14 protein-coding genes are annotated in these 18,729 nt (G+C 67.5%); 10 read left to right on the top strand and 4 right to left on the bottom strand.

Features of this window, described 5'->3' with window-relative positions; genetic code table 11:
- The first annotated feature begins 48 nt into the window (after nucleotides 1-48).
- From ABWW33_RS24525 to ABWW33_RS24560, 8 genes are all read left to right on the top strand, one after another.
- Nucleotides 49-2,325: a DEAD/DEAH box helicase gene (locus tag ABWW33_RS24525; protein WP_353404117.1), complete on the top strand. Its 2,277-nt coding sequence runs from the start codon at nucleotides 49-51 to the stop codon at nucleotides 2,323-2,325.
- A 264-nt stretch (nucleotides 2,326-2,589) separates the two neighbouring features.
- Entirely contained in the window at nucleotides 2,590-2,736 is a 147-nt protein-coding gene (locus tag ABWW33_RS24530; protein WP_353404118.1) for a hypothetical protein, read from the top strand.
- Entirely contained in the window at nucleotides 2,736-4,607 is a 1,872-nt protein-coding gene (locus ABWW33_RS24535) for a TnsB C-terminal domain-containing protein (RefSeq protein WP_353404119.1), read from the top strand. Before ABWW33_RS24530 ends, ABWW33_RS24535 begins: the two co-directional genes overlap by 1 nt.
- Nucleotides 4,608-4,996: 389 nt before the next feature.
- Entirely contained in the window at nucleotides 4,997-6,604 is a 1,608-nt protein-coding gene (locus ABWW33_RS24540) for a flavin monoamine oxidase family protein (RefSeq protein WP_176655408.1), read from the top strand.
- Entirely contained in the window at nucleotides 6,601-7,023 is a 423-nt protein-coding gene (locus ABWW33_RS24545; RefSeq protein WP_353404120.1) for a c-type cytochrome, read from the top strand. Before ABWW33_RS24540 ends, ABWW33_RS24545 begins: the two co-directional genes overlap by 4 nt.
- A gap of 13 nt (nucleotides 7,024-7,036) precedes the next feature.
- The gene (locus ABWW33_RS24550) at nucleotides 7,037-7,567 is read left to right on the top strand and encodes a RidA family protein (RefSeq protein ID WP_176655410.1); all 531 of its coding nucleotides are present in this window, start codon (nucleotides 7,037-7,039) and stop codon (nucleotides 7,565-7,567) included.
- Between the two features lie 64 nt (nucleotides 7,568-7,631).
- A complete protein-coding gene (locus ABWW33_RS24555; RefSeq protein ID WP_353404121.1) occupies nucleotides 7,632-10,091 on the top strand; it encodes a TonB-dependent receptor plug domain-containing protein in 2,460 nt (819 codons plus the stop codon).
- A 135-nt stretch (nucleotides 10,092-10,226) separates the two neighbouring features.
- The gene (locus tag ABWW33_RS24560; RefSeq protein WP_353404122.1) at nucleotides 10,227-11,150 is read left to right on the top strand and encodes an alpha/beta hydrolase family protein; all 924 of its coding nucleotides are present in this window, start codon (nucleotides 10,227-10,229) and stop codon (nucleotides 11,148-11,150) included.
- On the opposite strand, the gene ABWW33_RS24565 is transcribed toward ABWW33_RS24560, so the two are convergent.
- Entirely contained in the window at nucleotides 11,147-11,512 is a 366-nt protein-coding gene (locus ABWW33_RS24565; RefSeq protein WP_353404123.1) for a nucleotide pyrophosphohydrolase, read from the bottom strand. The genes ABWW33_RS24560 and ABWW33_RS24565 overlap by 4 nt on opposite strands.
- Before the next feature lie 127 nt (nucleotides 11,513-11,639).
- On the opposite strand from ABWW33_RS24565, the gene ABWW33_RS24570 reads away from it, so the two are divergent.
- On the top strand, nucleotides 11,640-12,518 hold the full coding sequence (locus tag ABWW33_RS24570) for a head GIN domain-containing protein (RefSeq protein WP_353404124.1): 879 nt from the start codon (nucleotides 11,640-11,642) through the stop codon (nucleotides 12,516-12,518).
- A 45-nt stretch (nucleotides 12,519-12,563) separates the two neighbouring features.
- Nucleotides 12,564-14,072 carry a flavin-containing monooxygenase gene (locus tag ABWW33_RS24575; protein ID WP_353404125.1) on the top strand — a complete coding sequence of 503 codons (1,509 nt, stop codon included), beginning with the start codon at nucleotides 12,564-12,566 and terminating at the stop codon, nucleotides 14,070-14,072.
- On the opposite strand, the gene ABWW33_RS24580 is transcribed toward ABWW33_RS24575, so the two are convergent.
- The 3 genes from ABWW33_RS24580 to ABWW33_RS24590 form a co-directional block, all read right to left on the bottom strand.
- The gene (locus tag ABWW33_RS24580) at nucleotides 14,037-15,536 is read right to left on the bottom strand and encodes a methyl-accepting chemotaxis protein (protein ID WP_176655417.1); all 1,500 of its coding nucleotides are present in this window, start codon (nucleotides 15,534-15,536) and stop codon (nucleotides 14,037-14,039) included. The two genes, ABWW33_RS24575 and ABWW33_RS24580, sit on opposite strands and share 36 nt — an antisense overlap.
- 40 nt (nucleotides 15,537-15,576) lie before the next feature.
- Complete coding sequence (locus tag ABWW33_RS24585) at nucleotides 15,577-17,904, bottom strand: putative bifunctional diguanylate cyclase/phosphodiesterase (RefSeq protein ID WP_353404127.1); 2,328 nt, start codon at nucleotides 17,902-17,904, stop codon at nucleotides 15,577-15,579.
- 90 nt (nucleotides 17,905-17,994) lie between these two features.
- On the bottom strand, nucleotides 17,995-18,627 hold the full coding sequence (locus ABWW33_RS24590; protein WP_353404128.1) for a GIN domain-containing protein: 633 nt from the start codon (nucleotides 18,625-18,627) through the stop codon (nucleotides 17,995-17,997).
- Nucleotides 18,628-18,729: the final 102 nt, after the last annotated feature.

The following is an 18,729-nucleotide window of genomic DNA, read 5'->3' on the forward strand; positions in this document are numbered from 1 at the left end:
AAATTTCTTTCGCAATTAGGCGATTCGAACATACTTGTGAGTGACGCCATGTCTGCAAATCCCGTATCCCCCATCGCCCTTTTTTCCGACCTGAACCTCAGTGCGCCGTTGATCAAGGCCCTGAAAGAGGTCGGCTACGAGTCGCCGTCGCCGATCCAGGCCGCGACCATCCCTTCGCTGCTGGACAACCAGGACGTGCTGGGCCAGGCCCAGACCGGCACCGGCAAGACCGCCGCCTTCGCGCTGCCCATCCTGTCGCGCATCGATATCAAACAGACCACGCCGCAGGCGCTGGTGCTGGCGCCCACCCGCGAACTGGCGATCCAGGTCGCCGAGGCGTTCCAGACCTATGCCGCCCACATCCCCGGCTTCCACGTGCTGCCGATCTACGGCGGCCAGAGCTACGGCCCGCAGCTGTCGGCTCTGCGCCGCGGCGTGCACGTCGTGGTCGGCACCCCGGGCCGCGTCATCGACCACCTGGACAAGGGTTCGCTCGACCTGTCCAAGCTGAAGACGCTGGTGCTGGACGAAGCCGACGAGATGCTGCGCATGGGCTTCATCGACGACGTCGAGCGCATCCTGCAGGAGACGCCGGAGTCGCGCCAGACCGCGCTGTTCTCGGCGACGATGCCGTCGGCGATCCGCCGCATCGCCAACACCTATCTGCGCAATCCGAAGGAAATCACCGTCGCCGCCAAGACCGGCACCGCCGAGAACATCCGCCAGCGCTACTGGCTGGTGTCGGGCATGCACAAGCTCGACGCGCTGACCCGCATCCTGGAGGCGGAGAACTTCGACGGCATGATCATCTTCTCGCGCACCAAGCTCGGTACCGAGGAACTGGCGAGCAAGCTGCAGGCGCGCGGCTTCTCGGCCGCCGCCATCAACGGCGACATCCAGCAGGCGCAGCGCGAGCGCACCATCCAGCAGCTCAAGGACGGCAAGATCGACATCCTGGTGGCGACCGACGTCGCCGCGCGCGGCCTGGACGTGGAGCGCATCAGTCACGTGGTCAACTACGACGTGCCGCACGATCCGGAAAGCTACACCCACCGCATCGGCCGCACCGGCCGCGCCGGCCGCAGCGGCGAGGCGATCCTGTTCATCACGCCGCGCGAGAAGAACCTGCTCAAGTCGATCGAACGCGCCACCCGCCAGCCGATCGGCATGCTGGAGCTGCCGACCATCCAGGCCGTCAACGACGTGCGCATCGCCAAATTCAAGTCGCAGATCAGCGAAACGCTGGCCCAGGGCGAGCTGGAACAGTTCCAGTCGCTGATCGAGGACTTCGAGCGCGAACAGAACATTCCGGCGATCGAGATCGCCGCCGCGCTGGCCAAGATGGCGCGCGGCGACGTGCCGCTGCTGCTCGACAAGAAGCAGCAGACCGCCGCCGCCACCTGGGACGAGCGTCCGGGCCGCCAGGTCGGCTTCGAACGCCATGGCAGCCAGGACCGTGGCGACCGGGGCGACCGATTCGAGCGCGGCGAGCGTCCGGAGCGTGCCGACCGCAGCGAGCGTTTCCCGAAAAAGGAACGCATCGTGCGCGCGCCGGACGCCGGCATGCAGACCTTCCGCATCGAAGTGGGCTACCAGCACGGCGTCAAGCCGGGCAACATCGTCGGCGCCATCGCCAACGAGGGCGGCATCGACTCCAAGAACATCGGCCGCATCGAGATCTACGACGACTACAGCGTGCTCGACATGCCGGACGACCTGAGCGGCGACGTGCTGGAGCACCTGGCCGGCATCAAGGTGGCCGGCCAGCAGCTGCGCATCAGCCGCGACAGCGGTGACGGCGCCCCGGCGCCAGCCCCGGCTCCGGCGGCCCGTCCGGCGCCGGTCCGGAGCGCCCCGTCGGCCGCGCCCGCCGCATCCGCCGCCCCGGCGGCGCCGGCCGCTTCGCCGCTGGCCAAGGCCGCCCGCGTCGATAGCACCGAGCTGGACGAGGCCGCGCCGAAGAAGAAAAAGGAAAAACCGGGCAAGATCGCCCTGCCGATGAGCGCCTTCCGCATCGAAGTGGGCAGCAACCATGCGGCCACGCCGTCCAACATCGTCGGCGCCATCGCCAACGAGGCGGGCCTGGAAGCCAAGCACATCGGCCGCATCGAGATCTTCGACACCTACAGCATGCTGGAACTGCCGGACGGCATGCCGCCCGAGCTGTTCAAGCACCTGGGCAAGGTGTGGGTCGGCGGCGCGCAGCTGAAGATCAGCCATGCCGAGCGCATGCCGCCGGAGTCGGGCAAGTCCACGCCGCCGAAGAAGCCGGCGCCGGGGCAGAAGGACAAGTTCAAGTCCAAGCCAGCCGGCAAGAAATACTAAACACGACGGGGCCGCAAGGCCCCGTTTTCACGTCCGCGCAGTGCACGAGCACGGTGCTGCGTTGCACCAAAACAAAGCTTGGCGAGCCTTAAATATTGCTCGTACACCAACCCGCGCACCGCCTGCCCACCGCGCTCCCATAGCGCCGCCGCCGCGCCGGCATGCCTGGCCCGCTTATTGCATGGCTGATAGCACAATCGTTATAAAAGGCATCCCTTGAGATGCCTCCACCTGAGACACGTCGTTTAGCATGGGAGTATTGAAATGACTCAATTCAGGAAATTGTGGATTACTTTTGTCGACGCCATCAAGCCGCAAGTCTTGCGCGAGCAAGACCAGGTCGGCCTGCATTCGATCTTCATCGATACGCGGCCGTTTAACGTTGCCTCCTTCTCTGACAAGGACCGCTGATGCTGTTGCGGAACGACCTGCTGCAGTACACGCATCCGTCTCCGCGCACCGTCCGCATCCTGTGGATCGCTCCCGAGCAAAGCCACGCCTATGTATTTGACGTGGCGGCCCGCTCGGCCGACGTCGAGTTGATCCAGCTGTCGGTACTGCATGCCGACATTCGTGCCGGCCACGCCAGCGTGTTGCCGGCCGACCCTTACCTGATGGTCGTCAGCCAGGAGCTGCTGCCGGCCAAACACCTGCAACTGCGCGCCCGCGCGTGGGCCATCGTCGAACCGCTGGTGGCGCTGGAGCCGGGCATCTACGAGGCACGCCAGCGCGGCCAGCTGATCGCCCAGGCCACCGAGGCGCACGGCGTGTCGCACCCGACCATCTACCGCTACCTGCGCCGCTACTGGCAGCGCGGGCAGACGCCCAACGCGCTGCTGCCCGACTACGGCAACTCCGGCGGGCGCGGCAAGGTGCGCCAGGCGTCGGCCGGCGTCAAGCGGGGGCGCCCGCGCAAGAGCGGCGCCGACGCGGGCCCGGGCCTGAACGCCGACGAGGAAATCCGCCGCACCTTCCGCGTCGCCACCGCGCATTACGCGGCCGGCCACGACAAGTTCTCGCGGCTGGGCGCCTACCAGCAGATGCTGGCCGACTTCTTCATCGAGCGCCATATCGACGCCGACAGCGGCCGCGTGCTGACGGTGGCGGGCAGCCAGGACGCCGTGCTGCCGACCTTCGGCCAGTTCAACTACTGGCTCGATCACGACGACGACCGCCCGCCCGAAGTGGTGCGCCGCAACGCCGCCGCAACCGTCAACATTGCCGCCAACACCGCCGCCGCCGTCGCCGCCGCGAATGGTCCCGATGCCGCGTCCGCGCGCTTCGCCTCGCTGCCGGCCGGCGGCCGTCCCGGCGCCGGCTTCTACCTCGACGCGGTGCGCGCCGAGGTGCAGCTGGTCTCGCGCGCCGACCGCCACCAGGCCATCGGCCGGCCGCTGGTCTACCTGGCGCTCGACTCGTACAGCCGCATGGTCACCGGCGTCTACATCGGCATGGGCCAGGCCAACTGGCAGCACGCGATGCTGGCGCTGGCCAACTGCGGCGCCGACAAGCAGCGCTACAGCCAGCAGCTGGGCCGCCGCATCGAGGCGGCGCAGTGGCCATGCCGCCACCTGCCCGAGACGCTGTTCGCCAACAGCGCGCTGACCGGCGACGCCGAGCGCGATGCGCTGCTGAACAACTTCAACCTGCGCTGCGTAACCGTCGACCACGGCCCGGACGACTGGAAGGCCGTGCTGGAAAAGCGCTTCCGCCTGGTGGCGCCGCACGCCGACGGACTGCCGTGCCGCCTGGACGGCGTGCTCGACCTGCAGCAGTTCACCCGCATCGTGGTCGACTGCATCCTGTACTACAACAACCGGCAGCAACTGGCGCATGCCGGCGGCGCCACGCCGCGCCAGCTGTGGGACTGGGGTGTGGCCCATCGCGGCGGCAGCCTGCGGACCTATCCCGAGCACCTGATACGCTGCAGCCTGATGCCGGTGGCGCAAGCCGACGTCGCCGGCGACGGCATCCATCTGTTCGATAGTATTTACACCTGCGCCCGCGCCATCAACGAACGCTGGTTCGAGCGCGCGCGCCTGCGCGGGCAGTGGAGCGTGCGCATCGCCTACGATCCGTCCAACATGGACATGGTTTATTTGCTGGACCCGAACGCGCCGATGCAGTTCCACGCCTGCCACCTGGCCGACGGCAGCGCCGCGCACCAGCAGCTGTCGGCGGCGGAAATCGCCCGCCTGCCGCGCACCGTCGCCAATCCCGCCACCTCGGCCAACACGCCGCTACGTACCACTACGCAGGCTTTCGCCAGCTTCGCTAACTGATTCCATAGCTTGATAGCCAACGGCGCGATCCAGCGCCGTGCAGACCACTTTGCGACATGCCGGTGCGTGCCACTTGCTGGTGCGGCAGGGTGGAGCCGTTTCCAACCGGCCCGCGCCGCGCTTGGCGCGCGTGACCGCCACGCCGAAAATAAAGTCCATGCGGCACAAATAAAGTTTGTCGCCGGAAGCGCCCCGTTGGAGCAAAGAACAATGTTTTCGCCATCGCCGAACAAACATTGTTTGATGTCGCCGAGCCTTATGCCATAAGGCTTCCCGTGGTTACGAACACTGTTTATTTTGTTGTGACTTCGTGGCACGCCACTTGCTAGACAGGAACTATGGGGACGCAAGTCGCCCAAGGATCTTTCAGCAGACTGGTGAGGAAGCAGATGGACAGTAAAACAGTAAAACCGTTTAAATCGTTTAGTTCATTCACGCGAAGGGATTTCCTATATCGCGCCGCGGCGGTCGGCGGCACGGGATTGCTGCTCAATACCATGAACGCATGGGGCATGGGCATAGGCTCGACGGCGTCCGCGCCGCCGGAGCTGAGCGGCAGCGGCAAAGGCAAGAAGGTGCTGATACTGGGCGCCGGCCTGGCCGGCATGACCGCCGCCTTCGAGCTGGGCAAGCTGGGCTACCAGTGCCAGATCCTCGAGGCGCGCGCCTTCGCCGGCGGCCGTTGCCAGACCGCGCGCAAGGGCTTCAGCCTGACCGAGCTCGGTGGCGAAAAACAAACCTGCGAATTCGACGACGGCCACTACATCAACCACGGCCCATGGCGCATCCCGCTGCACCACCAGTCCACGCTGCACTACACGCGCCTGTTCGAGGTGCCGCTGGAGGTGATGGTCAACGACAACGACCATTCCTTCGTCTACTCGGAAAACGCCGGCCCCTTCGCCGGCAAGCGCATGCGCATCAAGGAGATCAAGGCCGACATGCGCGGCCACGTCTCCGAGCTGCTGGCCAAGTCGGTCAAGAACAACCAGCTGGACCAGGAACTGACGGCCGACGACAAGCGCCTGCTGCTGGACTACCTGGCGCACGAAGGCCAGCTGGCCGGCGCCGACCTGCAGTACAAGGGCCGCACCGGCCGCGGCTTCGCCGTCAATCCGGGCGCCGGCACTTCGCCCGGCCCGGGCACGCTGTCCGATCCGCTGGGCTTCAAGGACCTGCTGGCGTCCAAGCTGGGCAACGTCTACAGCGCGGTGCAGGACTTCCCGATGCAGAACACCATGTTCCAGCCTGTCGGCGGCATGGACTCCATCGCCAAGGCGTTTGAAAAGCGCGTCGGCAAGAACATCCGCTACAAGTCGGAAGTGCAGACCATCCGCCAGAACGACAAGGGCGTCACCGTCACCTTCAAGGACACCGGCACCGGCAAGGTCGCCAGCATCAGCGCCGATTACTGCCTGTGCGCGATGCCGCTGTCGGTGCTGCGCCAGATCGACACCGACTTCTCGGACAAGTTCAAGAAGGCCGTGGCCACGGTGGCCTACGCGCCGGTCGGCAAGATCGGCCTGCAGATGAAGCGCCGCTTCTGGGAGGAGGACGAGCATATCTACGGCGGCCACGTGCTGACCGACCTGAAAGGCATCAACACGATCTCGATGCCGTCCTACGGCTTCCAGAAGAAGAAGGGCGTGCTGCTCGGCTACTACCAGTACCAGACGGCGGCGATCGAGGTCAGCGCGCTGTCGCCGAAGGAGCGCGCGGACTTCGCGCTGGCGGCCGGGCAGAAGATATTCCCGCAGTACACCGACAGCTTCGAGACCTCGTTCTCGGTGGCCTGGCACCGCGTGCAATACAACCTGGGCGGCTGGGCCGAATGGACCGAGAAGACCCGCGCCGCCGCCTACCCGACGCTGCTCGAAGGCGAGGGCCGCGTGCTGCTGGCCGGCGAACACCTGAGCTACCTGACCGGCTGGCAGGCCGGCGCCATCGAATCGGCATGGCAGCAGATCGCCAAGATCCATGAAAGGGCCAGCGCATGAAGGAAGTGCTGATCAAGGCCGCGATGGCCGTCGTGGCGCTGCTGGCGGCGGCCGCCACGGCGCCGTCGCGCGCGCAGGACGCGGGCGCTGCGGACGGCAAGGCGCTGTTCCTGAAAAACTGCGCGGCCTGCCACCAGGCCACCGGCAAGGGCATACCCGGCGCCTTCCCGGCGCTGGCAGGGAACAAGTTCGTGCAGGGGAAAAGCACCGACGTCGCCACCGTGCTGCTGAAAGGGCGGGGCGGCATGCCCGACTTCAGCGACAGCCTGAGCGACGCCGACATCGCCACCGTCCTGAGCTTCGTACGCAGCGGCTGGGGCAACAAGGCCGAGCCGTTGACCGAGGCGGAAGTGGCGGCGTTGCGCGCCATGCTGCAGGTCGAGCCGTTCAGCAACGGCCAGGTATCCAACAAACATTGAAAGAGCACACCACATGAAAAAAGCACTCGCAACCCTGTTGATCCCGGCCGCGTTGGGCCTGTTGTCCTTCGGCGCCCAGGCCGCACCGAAGGCCGCGCCCAAAGCCGCCGCAGACATCGTGCGCCACAAGATCCCCGGCTCCGATTTCCCGATCGCGCTGGCCGTCAGCGTGCCGTCGACCGCCACCATCCACTTCGTCAGCGGCCAGGTGCCGGCCATCGTCGACAAGAGCGCCGCCCCGGATTCGCTGGCCGCCTTCGGCGACACCAAGACCCAGTCGGAGTCGGTGCTCAAGAAGATCAAGGAAGTCCTCGAGGGCATGAAGCTGGAGATGTCCGACGTGGTGAAGATGAGCGTGTTCCTGGTCGGCGATCCGGCCAAGGGCGGCAAGGCCGACACCAAGGGCTTCATGGAAGCGTACACGCAGTATTTCGGCGCCCAGGCCAACCAGCCCAACCTGCCGGCGCGCGCCGTGGTGCAGGTGGCGGCGCTGAGCAACCCGGGCTGGCTGGTCGAGATCGAAGTGGTCGCCGCCAAAAAATAACCGGATATCCAGGTCATCCGGGGATACAGGTCTTACTTTCTTTTTTATTCAATGGGGATTAAATATGCATAAGGCCACACTCAAGATCGGCGTCGCAGCCGTGCTGTCCACCCTGTCGTTCGGCGCCGCGTTCGCCGCCAACGCCGCCGCCGATGATGCTGCCGTCCCGGCCGATGCCGCCAACGCCACCTCGGCCGGCGCGGTGATCGTCACCGGCACCCGCTCCAGCGGCATCAAGGTGGAGAACAGCGCCTCGCCGATCCAGGTACTCGATGCCGCCTCGCTGCAGCGCACCGGCCAGCCGGACCTGATCCAGGCGCTGGCGCAGAACCTGCCGTCGTTCACGGCGCAAGCCTTCGGCGGCGACACCGCCAACCTGACCTTGTCGGCCCGCCTGCGCGGCCTGAGCCCGAACAACACGCTGGTGCTGATCAACGGCAAACGCCGCCACGGCACCGCCAACCTGGCCGTGCTGGGCGGACCATACCAGGGCGGCGCAGCGGCCGACCTGAACTACATTCCGGTATCGGCGATCGACCACATCGAGGTGCTGCAGGACGGCGCGGCCGCCCAGTACGGCTCCGACGCCATCGCCGGCGTGATCAACATCATCCTGAAGTCGAACAACCACGGCGGCACCGCCAGCGCCACCGGCGGCGGCTACGTCGACGGCGGCGGCCGCACCGGCGACGCCTCGGCCAACGTCGGCGTCGAGCCGTTCAAGGACGCCTTCCTGAGCCTGACCGCCGAATCGAAATACCACGGCTACAGCGACCGTGGCGGCATCGACCCGCGCGTCGTCAATCCGGCCAACATGGCGGCCTACCCGGGCATGTTCCAGGAGCCGGGCTACCCGCACGTCAACCACATCTCGGGCGACGCGCAGTACCACCTGAACGTGCTGGCGGCGAACTTCGGCTACGACCTCACGCCTGACAGCCAGCTGTACGCGATCGCCACCTACGGCCGCAAGGAAGCGCGCGCCTACGAGAACTACCGTCTGCCGAACCGCCTGCCCAAGATCTATCCGACCGGCTTCTCGCCGAAAGAAACCATGAAGCAGGACGACTACGCGCTGACGGCCGGCATCAAGGGCCTGGTCGGCGGCTGGAACATGGACCTGAGCACCACCTACGGCAAGGACACCAGCAAGATCGGCGTGGCCGACTCGGGCAACGTCTCGCTGTTCAACGACACCGGCGCCTCGCCGACCGTGTTCAGCGCCGGCGCCTTCATCGCCAGCCAGCTGACCACCACCCTCGAAGCCAGCCGCGAGTTCAACGTCGGCTGGGCCAAGCCGCTGAACGTGGCCGGCGGTATCGAGCACCGCATCGACAAGTACGAGATCGAAGCGGGCGACCCTGCCTCGCGCTACAAGGAAGGCTCGCAGTCGTATCCGGGCTTCTCGCTGACCGACGCCGGCAGCCACCGCCGCACCAACGAGGCGGCCTACATCGACCTGGCCGGCAACCCGATCACCGACCTGACGCTGGACTTCGCCGCGCGCTACGAGCACTTCAGCGACTTCGGCAACGCCAAGGTCGGCAAGCTGACCACCCGCTACGACATCACGCCGGCGGCGGCGGTGCGCGGCACCTTCTCCAACGGCTTCCGCGCGCCGACCCTGGCCGAGGAATACTACTCGGCCACCAACGTCGGCCCGACCACCGCCTTCGTGCAGCTGGCGCCGAATTCGGCCGGCGCCAAGCTGGTCGGCGTGGACGGCCTGAAGCCCGAGCGTTCGACCAACTTCAGCCTGGGCCTGGTGCTGAACCCGGCCAGCAACCTGGCCATCACCTTCGACGCCTACCAGATCAAGATCCGCGACCGCATCGTCGGCTCCGGCGCGCTGTACGGCTCGGGCGGCGGCACCAACTCGCCGGCCGTGGTGGCGGCGATCAAGGCCAACGGCAATGTGCTCGACAGCGCCGTCAGCCAGACCGGCATCAACATCTTCTCCAACGCGGTCGACACCCGCAGCCGCGGCTTCGAATTCGTCACCACGCTGAACGAGAACTACGGCACCGCCGGCAAGGTGGACTGGAGCATCGCGGCCAACTACAACAAGGTTGAGGTGACCAAGATCAACCAGGCGCCGACCCAGCTGCTGCCGCAGACGCTGCTCGACAAGACCGCGATCTCGGACCTGGAAACCGCGTCGCCCAAAGTGCGCGTCAACTTGGGCGCGTTGTGGAAGATCGGCAACTGGACCGTCAACCTGCGCGAGGCGATCTACGGCAAGTCGTCGGAGTACGGCAGCGAGGACGGCTCGGTCTATCACAAGACCGAGATCTCGGCCAGGGCCATCACCGACCTGGAAGTGGGTTACAAGATCAGTCCCGCATGGTCGCTGGCGGTCGGCGCCAACAACCTGTTCAACCAGTATCCGAACGGCGTGAACCCGGCGCTGCTGGCCGACCAGCGCGCGGCCGGCGACAACGCGGCGGTGACGATACTGCCTTCGTTCTCGCCGTTCGGCATCAACGGCGGCTACTACTACGCCCGCGCCAACTACAAGTTCTAAGCCTGTAGCGGCCCGGCGCCAAGGCCATCCTGCGGGATGGCCTTTTTTTTCGGCGTTTGTCTTGATCCGGTCTTTGCGTGTAGCATTCGTCTCTGGCCGGTCTGGTTCGACCAGCTTCATGGGAGAGCACAAAATATGCTGAAAAAAATGGGCGGGAGCCTGATGGCGGCGGCCCTCGCCGGCGGCGTGGGCGCGGCCTCGGCAGCGCCGATGACCCTGCAGGACTACCTGGCGCTGACCGGCCCCGCACCCAGCCTGCACGTGGCCTACGGCGCGGCGCCGTCGCAGTTTGCGGAACTGTTCCAGCCGGCCGGCGACGGCCCGTTCCCTATCGCGGTGATCGTCCACGGCGGCTGCTGGACCAGGGAGTTCGGTGGCATCACGCAGATGCGCAACATGGCCGGCGATTTGATCAGGCAGGGCATCGCGGTATGGAACGTCGAATACCGCCGCTTCGACGAAGAGGGCGGCGGCTATCCGGGCATGTATCACGACGTCGCCACGGCGATGGACCGCCTGCGCGCGGTGGCGCCGGCGCACCGGCTCGACCTGCGGCGGGTGGCGCTGGTCGGCCATTCGGCCGGCGGCCACCTGGCGCAATGGGCGGCGTCGCGCGCGCGCCTGCCGCGCGCCAGCCCGCTATACGTGGCCGATCCGCTGCCGGTGCCGGTGGTGATCAGCCTGGGCGGCCTGGCCGACCTGCGCAACGAGGAACGGCTGATCAAGACCAGCTGCGACCGCGACATGGTGCAGCTGGCCGGCACACCGAGCGCCGCGCGGCCCGACGTCTTTGCCGACACCTCGCCGATGGAGATGCTGCCATCGGGCGTGCGCACGGTGCTGATCCACGGCGAGTTCGATACCGTCTCGCCGCCGCGGGCGGGCCACGACTACGCGCGCCGCGCGCGGGCGGCCGGCGACGCGGCGGAAGTGGTGCTGCTGCCGGGCGGCAGCCATTACGACGAGGTGGCGGCGACGTCGCCGTCGTGGGCCATCGTGTCGGCGGAGATCCGCAAGGCGCTGGGGATGGCGCCGCGCCAGAACCTGGCTGGAACTTAGTATTCGGTGTATTTGCGGGCGTCGCCGCGCACCTGCGCGGCCGGGTACTTGGCCGCGTTGAGCGCCATCTTTTCCAGCGCGGCGGCGCGCAGGTCGACGCCGGTCTTGTCGGCCAGCTGCACCAGGTACAGCAGCACGTCCGCCAGCTCGTGGCGGATGCCTGTGCGTTTGGCGTCGTCCAGTTCGGCGTCGGCGCCGGTCTGCAGCCACTGGAAATGCTCGGCCAGCTCGGCCACCTCCACCGACAGCGCCATCGCCAGGTTCTTCGGCGTATGGAATTGCTCCCAGTCGCGGTCGCGGGAGAACTGGCGGGTCAGGTCGCGCAATTCGGTCAGGCTGTCGGGGCGGGCAGAGGTCGTCATGGACGCTATGGTAGCACCGCTGATTCGACGTTTCATCCCCGTTTTTCTGCCGTTTGTCGCATCGGCCCGGCGCGCGCCGGCGCCGGCGGCTACAGTGGCCCCACTATAACTTCGGGGACCTCCCATCATGCGCACCGTTATCGCCATCGCCGTCACCTCCGCCTTCGCCATCGCCACGCTCGCCGGCTGCGCCGTCATCGTCGTCCCGGACGACGGCAACGGCAACGCGCGCTACACCTCGTGGGGCGGCAACGCCGTCGAGGGCAACGGCGTCGCCGCCGTGGAGCGCCGCGAGGCCGGCAACACGGACGGCCTCGACATCAACGGCCCGATGCAGGTCGAAGTGCGCGTTGGTTCCGCCCCGTCGCTGCAGGTCGAGGGCGACAGCAACCTGCTGCCGATGCTGAAGACCGACGCCAGCGGCGGCACGCTGCGGGTGTGGGTCGAGGGCAACATCCGCTCCAGCAATCCGCTGCGGGTGATCTACACCACGCCGCAGCTGCGCCAGATCAGCTCCAACGGTTCCGGGCGGCTGGCGGTCAGCGGCCTGAATGGCGGCGCGCTGAACCTGAGCCAGAACGGCTCGCGCCAGGTGCAGCTGGCCGGCGCGGTCAGCCAGCTGGAGGCGCGCCTGAACGGTTCCGGCAGCGTCAACGCGGCCGGCCTGGAAATCGGTTCGGCCGTCGCCAGCCTGAACGGCTCCGGCCGGCTGGACCTGGGCCGGCTGCGCGGCGACTCGCTGAGCCTGGACCTGCACGGCTCCGGCGGCGTCAACGCCAGCGGCAACGTGCGGACCATGAACGTGCGCCTGTACGGCTCGGGCAGCGCCGACCTGGCCGGCCTGACCAGCCAGAGCGCGGAACTGAGCACCCACGGCTCGGGCAGCGTGTCGGCCACTGTCAGCCAGTCGCTGGTGGCCGACAGCACCGGCTCCGGCCACGTCACCGTGTACGGCAACCCGTCGCAGCGCAGCGTCAGCGGCAAGCGCGTCAGCGTGATGCAATAAACCCGGCCGGTTGACGCTGGAGGGCCCGGCTTGTAAAGTGGGCCGATGGACAGCGATCAATCGGACCACGGCGCCGACGTCGAAGTGGCGATAGTCGGCAGCGGCTACGCCGGCCTCTGCATGGGCATCAAGCTCAGGGAGCGGGGCATCGCCGACTTCGTCATCCTCGAGCAGAACGCCGAGTTCGGCGGCACCTGGCGCGTCAACAGCTACCCGGGCGCCGCCTGCGACATCCCCAGCCATCTGTATTCCTTCTCGTTCGCGCAGAACGCCGACTGGTCGCGCAAGTTTCCGCGCCAGCCGGAGCTGCTGGCCTATGCGGAAGACATCGTCCGCCGCTACGGCCTGGCGCCGCATTTGCGGCTGGGCCACGGCCTGCTGGCGGCCGACTACGACGAGGCGCGCGGCCGCTGGCGCCTGCGCACCGCGCGCGGAGAACTGAGCGCGCGCAACCTGATGCTGGCCACCGGCGGCCTGTCGCGCGCCGCGCTGCCGGCCCTGCCGGGCCTGGACAGCTTTGCCGGCAAGGTGTTCCACTCGGCGCGGTGGGACCATGGCTACGACCTGCGCGGCAAGCGGGTGGCGGTGATCGGCACCGGCGCCAGCGCGATCCAGTTCGTGCCGGAGATCGCGCCGCTGGTGGCGCAACTGGACCTGTACCAGCGCACCGCGCCATGGGTGTTGCCGCGCCCCGACCGCGCCATCACGGCCGCCGAGCGCTGGCTGCTGCGGCGCCTGCCGCCGCTGCGCAAGCTGTATCGCCTGCTGACCTATGTGCAGTACGAGTCGCGCTACCTGGTCTTTGCCGGACCGTCGTGGCTGGCCGGCGTGGCGGCGCGGCTGGGACGCCGCCACCTGCGCAGGCAGCTGCCGCACGACGCGGCGCTGCGCGCCAGGCTGGCGCCGTCCTACCGGCCGGGGTGCAAGCGCATGCTGCTGTCGAACGACTACTATCCGGCGCTGGCGCGCGCCAACGTCGGCCTGCACACCTGCGGCATCGCCGCGGTGCGGCCGCGCGGCATCGCCGGCGCCGACGGCGTCGAGCGCGCCGTGGACGCCATCATCTTCGCCACCGGTTTCGATGTCGAGCATGCGCTGGGCGCGGTGGCGGTGCGCGGGCGCGGCGGCGCGCTGCTGGCCGACGCCGCGCGCGGCGGGCTGGCCGCCTACAAGGGCGCCACCGTGCCCGGCTTCCCCAATATGTACATGATCGCCGGCCCCAATACGGGGCTGGGCCACAACTCGATGATCTACATGATCGAATCGGGCGTGCGCTACGCCGTCGAGGCGGTGCTGGCGCGGCGGCGCGCGGGCTGGCGCGCGCTGGAGGTGCGCGACGACGTGTGCCGCCAATACAACCAGCGGCTGCAGGCGCGCTTCAAGGGCACGGCGTGGGCCTCCGGCTGCCGCAGCTGGTATCTCGCCAGCGGCGGCAGGAACAGCGCGCTGTGGCCGGGCTTCACCTTCGAGTACCGGCGCATCACGCGCCGCTTCGACGCGCCGGCCTACCTGGCCACGTCAGCGCACCTTGAAGAAGGACATCGAGCTCTGTAGCTGTTCGGCCTGGCCGCTCATCTCCTCGGCGGTGGCGGCCAGCTGTTCGGAGCTGGAGGCGTTCATCTGGGTGGTCTGGCTCAACTGGCTCATGGCGGAATTGATCTGGCCCGCGCCGGTCGATTGTTCCTCCGACGCGGCCGTGATCTCCTGCACCAGGTCCGACGTGCGCTTGATGTTCGGCAGCATGGTGTCGAGCAGCGCGCCGGCCTTCTCGGCCAGGTTGACGCTGCCGCTGGCCACCTGCTCGATCTCCTGCGCCGCCACCTGGCTGCGCTCGGCCAGCTTGCGCACCTCGGCCGCCACCACGGCGAAGCCCTTGCCATGCTCGCCGGCGCGCGCCGCCTCGATCGCCGCGTTCAGCGCCAGCAGATTGGTCTGGTAGGCGATGTCGTCGATGATGCCGATCTTCTTGGCGATCTCGCGCATCGCCACCACCGTCGAGCGCACCGCCTCGCCGCCTTCGCCCGCTTCCTGCGCGGCCTTGCCGGCCATGCCGTCGGTGACCTTGGCGTTCTCCGTGTTCTGCGCGATCGAGGCCGACATCTGCTCGATGGCGGCGCTCGATTCCTCGGCCGCCGCCGCCTGCTCGCTGGCGCCCTGCGACAGCGACTGCGCGGTGGCGCTGACTTCCTCCGAGGCGCTGGCCAGCGCCTCGGCGCCGTCATTGACCTCGCTGACCACGCGCGACAGGTTGCCGACCATGGTGTTCATCGCCGCCAGAAGGCTGCTGGTGTCGCCCTGCTTGATGCGCACCTGCACCGTCAGGTCGCCGGAGGCCACGCGGTTGACGATATCGGCAGCGTAATCCGGTTCGCCGCCCAGCTGGCGCAGCAGCACGCGCGTGATGAACACGGCGATCAGCGCCACCACCACCAGCGTGCAGACCGAGATGATGATAGAGCTGCGCATCGCCTTCTGCTTCAGCGCCACCGCCGCGTCGGCGCCCTGTTTGCCCAGGTCGACGTTGTAGTCGAAGTGGCTGTCGATGGCCGCCTGCATCAGCTGGATTTCCGGGCGCGCCTGCTCGAGCAGCACGCGCGCCTTGTCGTTGTGGTTGAGGCGCGACTCGACCAGCACCGCCTCGATCTGCGGCTGCACCTTGGCCCAGGATTCCCTCTCGCGCGCCAGGATCGCCTTGTCCTTGTCGTCGGCCAGCAGCGCCTCGTATTTTTTCAGGTTCTCGTCGACGCCCTTGCGCATGTCGGCGACCTGGCCGTCGATTTCCGCCAGTTTCTTTTCGTCGGTGTTGAGCACGTGCTGGCTGACGCGGACGCGCATGCGCAGGAAGCTGTCGCGCAGCTTGTCGAGCACCACCAGGCTGGGCACCGTATTGACGGTCGAGAAATTGGCGGCCTCGTAGACTTCGTTCATCTGGTACTGGCTCAGGCCCGCCAGCAGCGCGATGCCGGCCAGCGCTGCGCCGCCCAGTGCGGTCATTTTTTGTACTACGCTCAGTTTCATTTGCTTACTCCCCCATGAGTGAGTGGTGGTGGTGAGTGGCTTATGCGGCAGCCACGGCCGTGTTGCCTTGCAATCGTTCGATCAGCGCCGCCAGCGGCATCGGCCGCGCGTACAGATAGCCCTGCATGCAGTTGCAGGCGTGGGCGATCAGGAAGTCGGCCTGGGCCTGCGTCTCCACGCCCTCGGCCACCACCCGCAGGCCCAGGTGGCCGGCCATCGCCAGGATGGACTGCACCAGCGCGCGGCTGTTGGCGTCTTCGGGCGTGTCCATGATGAAGCTGCGGTCTATCTTCAGCTCATACAGCGGCATTTTTTTCAGGTAGGCCAGGCTCGAATAGCCGGTGCCGAAATCGTCGATGGAAAAGCGCAGGCCGAGCGCCGCCAGCCGGTGCATGCGGGCGATGGTGTCGTCCATCTTGTCGATCAGCAGGCCCTCGGTCACCTCCAGCACCAGCAGCTCCGCCGGCACGCCCGTCTCGGCCAGCGTGCGCTGCACCAGCTCGACGAAATCGGCTTGGCGGAACTGCGTCGGGCTGACGTTGACCGACAGCGGCATCGCCAGGCCGGCCCGCTGCAGCGCCAGCACCGCCTCGCAGGCCTGGCGCAGCGCCCACGCGCCCAGTTCGACGATCAGCCCCGACTCCTCGGCCACCGGGATGAACACACTGGGCGGCACCATGACGCCGCCGGCCCGCTGCCAGCGCATCAGCAGCTCGCCGCCGACGGCGCGGCCGTCGCGGTCGACCTGGGCCTGCACGTGCATCTGCAGCCCGCCGGCCGCCAGCGCCGCCGCCAGGTCGCGCTCCATGGTCAGCCGCCGTTCGACCTCGGCCTGCATCGCGGTCTCGAAGAAGGCGATGCCGTTGCGGCCTTCCGACTTGGCGCGGTACATCGCGGTGTCGGCCTCGCGCAGCAGGTCGTGCGCGGTTTGGGCTGGAAACTGCGGGCCGCTTTTCGGCAGCATGGTCACGCCGATGCTGGCGGTGGAGTTGTAGCTCTGGCCTTCGATCTCGAATTCGCGGCCGATGGCGGCGCGGATTTTTTCAGCCACGGCCCGCGCCGCGCGGGTGGCGCCGGGCAGGTCGTCCGACAGGTGGGCCAGCAGCACGACGAATTCGTCGCCGCCGATGCGGGCCACGGTGTCGGCCTTGCGCATCAGCTGGTCCAGGCGCGCCGCCGCGTTGCGCAGCAGGGCGTCGCCGGTGGCGTGGCCGCGCGCGTCGTTGATGGTCTTGAAGCGGTCCAGGTCGATGAACATCACGGCGCTGAAGGTGGCGCCGCGCTCGGAGCTGGCCAGCAGCTTGTCGATGCGGTCCATCAGCAGGCGGCGGTTGGGCAGGCCGGTCAGCACGTCGAAGAAGGCCAGGCGGTGGATGTCGTCCTGCGATTTCTTGCGCTCCGTGATGTCGCGCTCGACCGCCACCCAGTGCGTGTTGACGCCGCCCTCGCCGGCGAACGGCACCAGCTCCGTCTCCACCCAGTACGGCTCGCCGCCCTTGGTGTAGTTCAGCAGCTCGGCGCGCACCGTCTCGCTGCGCGCCATGGCCCGCTCGATGCGCGCGACCGCCTCCGCTTCGGTGTCCGGCCCGCGCAGCATGCGCAGGCTGCAGCCGAGCACCTCGTCGCGGCGGTAGCCGGTGCGGCGCTCGAAGGCTTCGTTGACGAAGATGATGTGCTGCTCGCCGGCGGCGGTGCCGTCGTCGCGGCCCACCTCGGCGATCATCACCATGTCGTTCAGGCGCGAGACGGCGGCCGAGGTCAGGCGCAGCTCGGCGTTCAGCGCCGACAACTGCGCCTGTCGCCGTTCCAGCGCGCCGGCGGTGTTGCTCAATTCATCGAGCGAGCGCGCCAGGTGCTGCAGCAGCACCGCGCAGGACAGGGTCAGCACCGAGGTCATGAACAGGAAGTTGAGCGTGATGATGGCGGCCTTGAGGAAGCCGTGGTCGGGCATGCCGGCGATGTGCAGCGTGGAGTTTTCCTCGAAGCCCAGCACCATCACCGCCAGCCCGGTGAGCGCCAGCGTCCACAGCGCGGGGCGCAGGCCCAGCAGCAGCGCGGCCAGCACCGGGATGGCCATCAGGTAGATCTGGCTGACCGGCCCGACCTTGAGCAGCAGGGCGATGCCGACGATGAAGGCGACGGCCAGGAAGTTGACGACGCGGACGGTGTAGGCGATGCGCCGCAGGCGCCAGATGGCGGCCAGCCAGGCCAGCGCGACGATGTCGATGACGACGATCGACCACAGGCCCTCGCTGGCGGCCAGCAGCACGCTGGGAATGGCGGTGGCTGATCCGAGCAGGAACACCACCAGCAGCAGCTTCGCAAAGATTTGCGCGCGCCAGTGCGCGATGTCGTTCGGCACAGCCACCGTTGCAGCCTCCGGAATGCGTTGCGGTTGGTTGCTATCTGTTGTTTATCTGATAGTAACCGCAATCGCAGGCTGTGTCAGCAGGGCAGTTTAGTCCTTGGCGTTGACGCTGCCGATGCCGGCCACGGACTTGTTGACGGTCTTCGGATGGCCGTAGTAGTCGAGCTCGCCCATGCCCTTGGCCACCGCGTTCAGCAGGTCGGTGGCGTGCACGCTGACGTGGCCCACGCCCTCGAAGTTGACGTCGACCCGCTCGGCAACTAGCGACTTGGTATCGACCTCGCCGACGCCCTTGGCGTTGATGCGCAGGTACTTGACCTTGCCGTTGGCGACCAGATGGCCGGCGCCCAGGTAGCCGATGTCGAGGCGGTCGGTCTTGACGTTGTTGATGATGGTCTCGCCGGCGCCCTCGACCTTGACCCGGCTCAGCGACGGCACCGTGATGGTGATGCGCGGATCGCTCTTGCTGGAGTGGTTGATCTTCTCCGGCATGGTGATCAGCAGTTCGTTGTCGACCACCTCGGTCTTCAGCGAGCCGACGAACTTGTCGTCGCCGCTGACGAGCACCGACTGCGTCTTGCCCACTTCCACCGTCATGGCGAAGGCGCCCTTGGCGTTGACGGCGATGAACGACGGCACGGCGCGGGTCGATTCGGCGGCCAGCGCGGAGGCGCTCAGCGCAAACAGGGTGGCGGTCAGTGTGGCGGCAACGGTACGGCGCATGGCGATTCCTTGTTGAGTTATCAAATTTGACAAGATTGATTTTACTGAACTTGGCCGCGGCTGCCGACAAGTTTGCGACGAACTGCAAAAATCCGGGGTTGT

Origin of the sequence: Duganella hordei (genome assembly GCF_040369125.1) — a bacterium.
Lineage (GTDB): Bacteria > Pseudomonadota > Gammaproteobacteria > Burkholderiales > Burkholderiaceae_D > Rugamonas > Rugamonas hordei.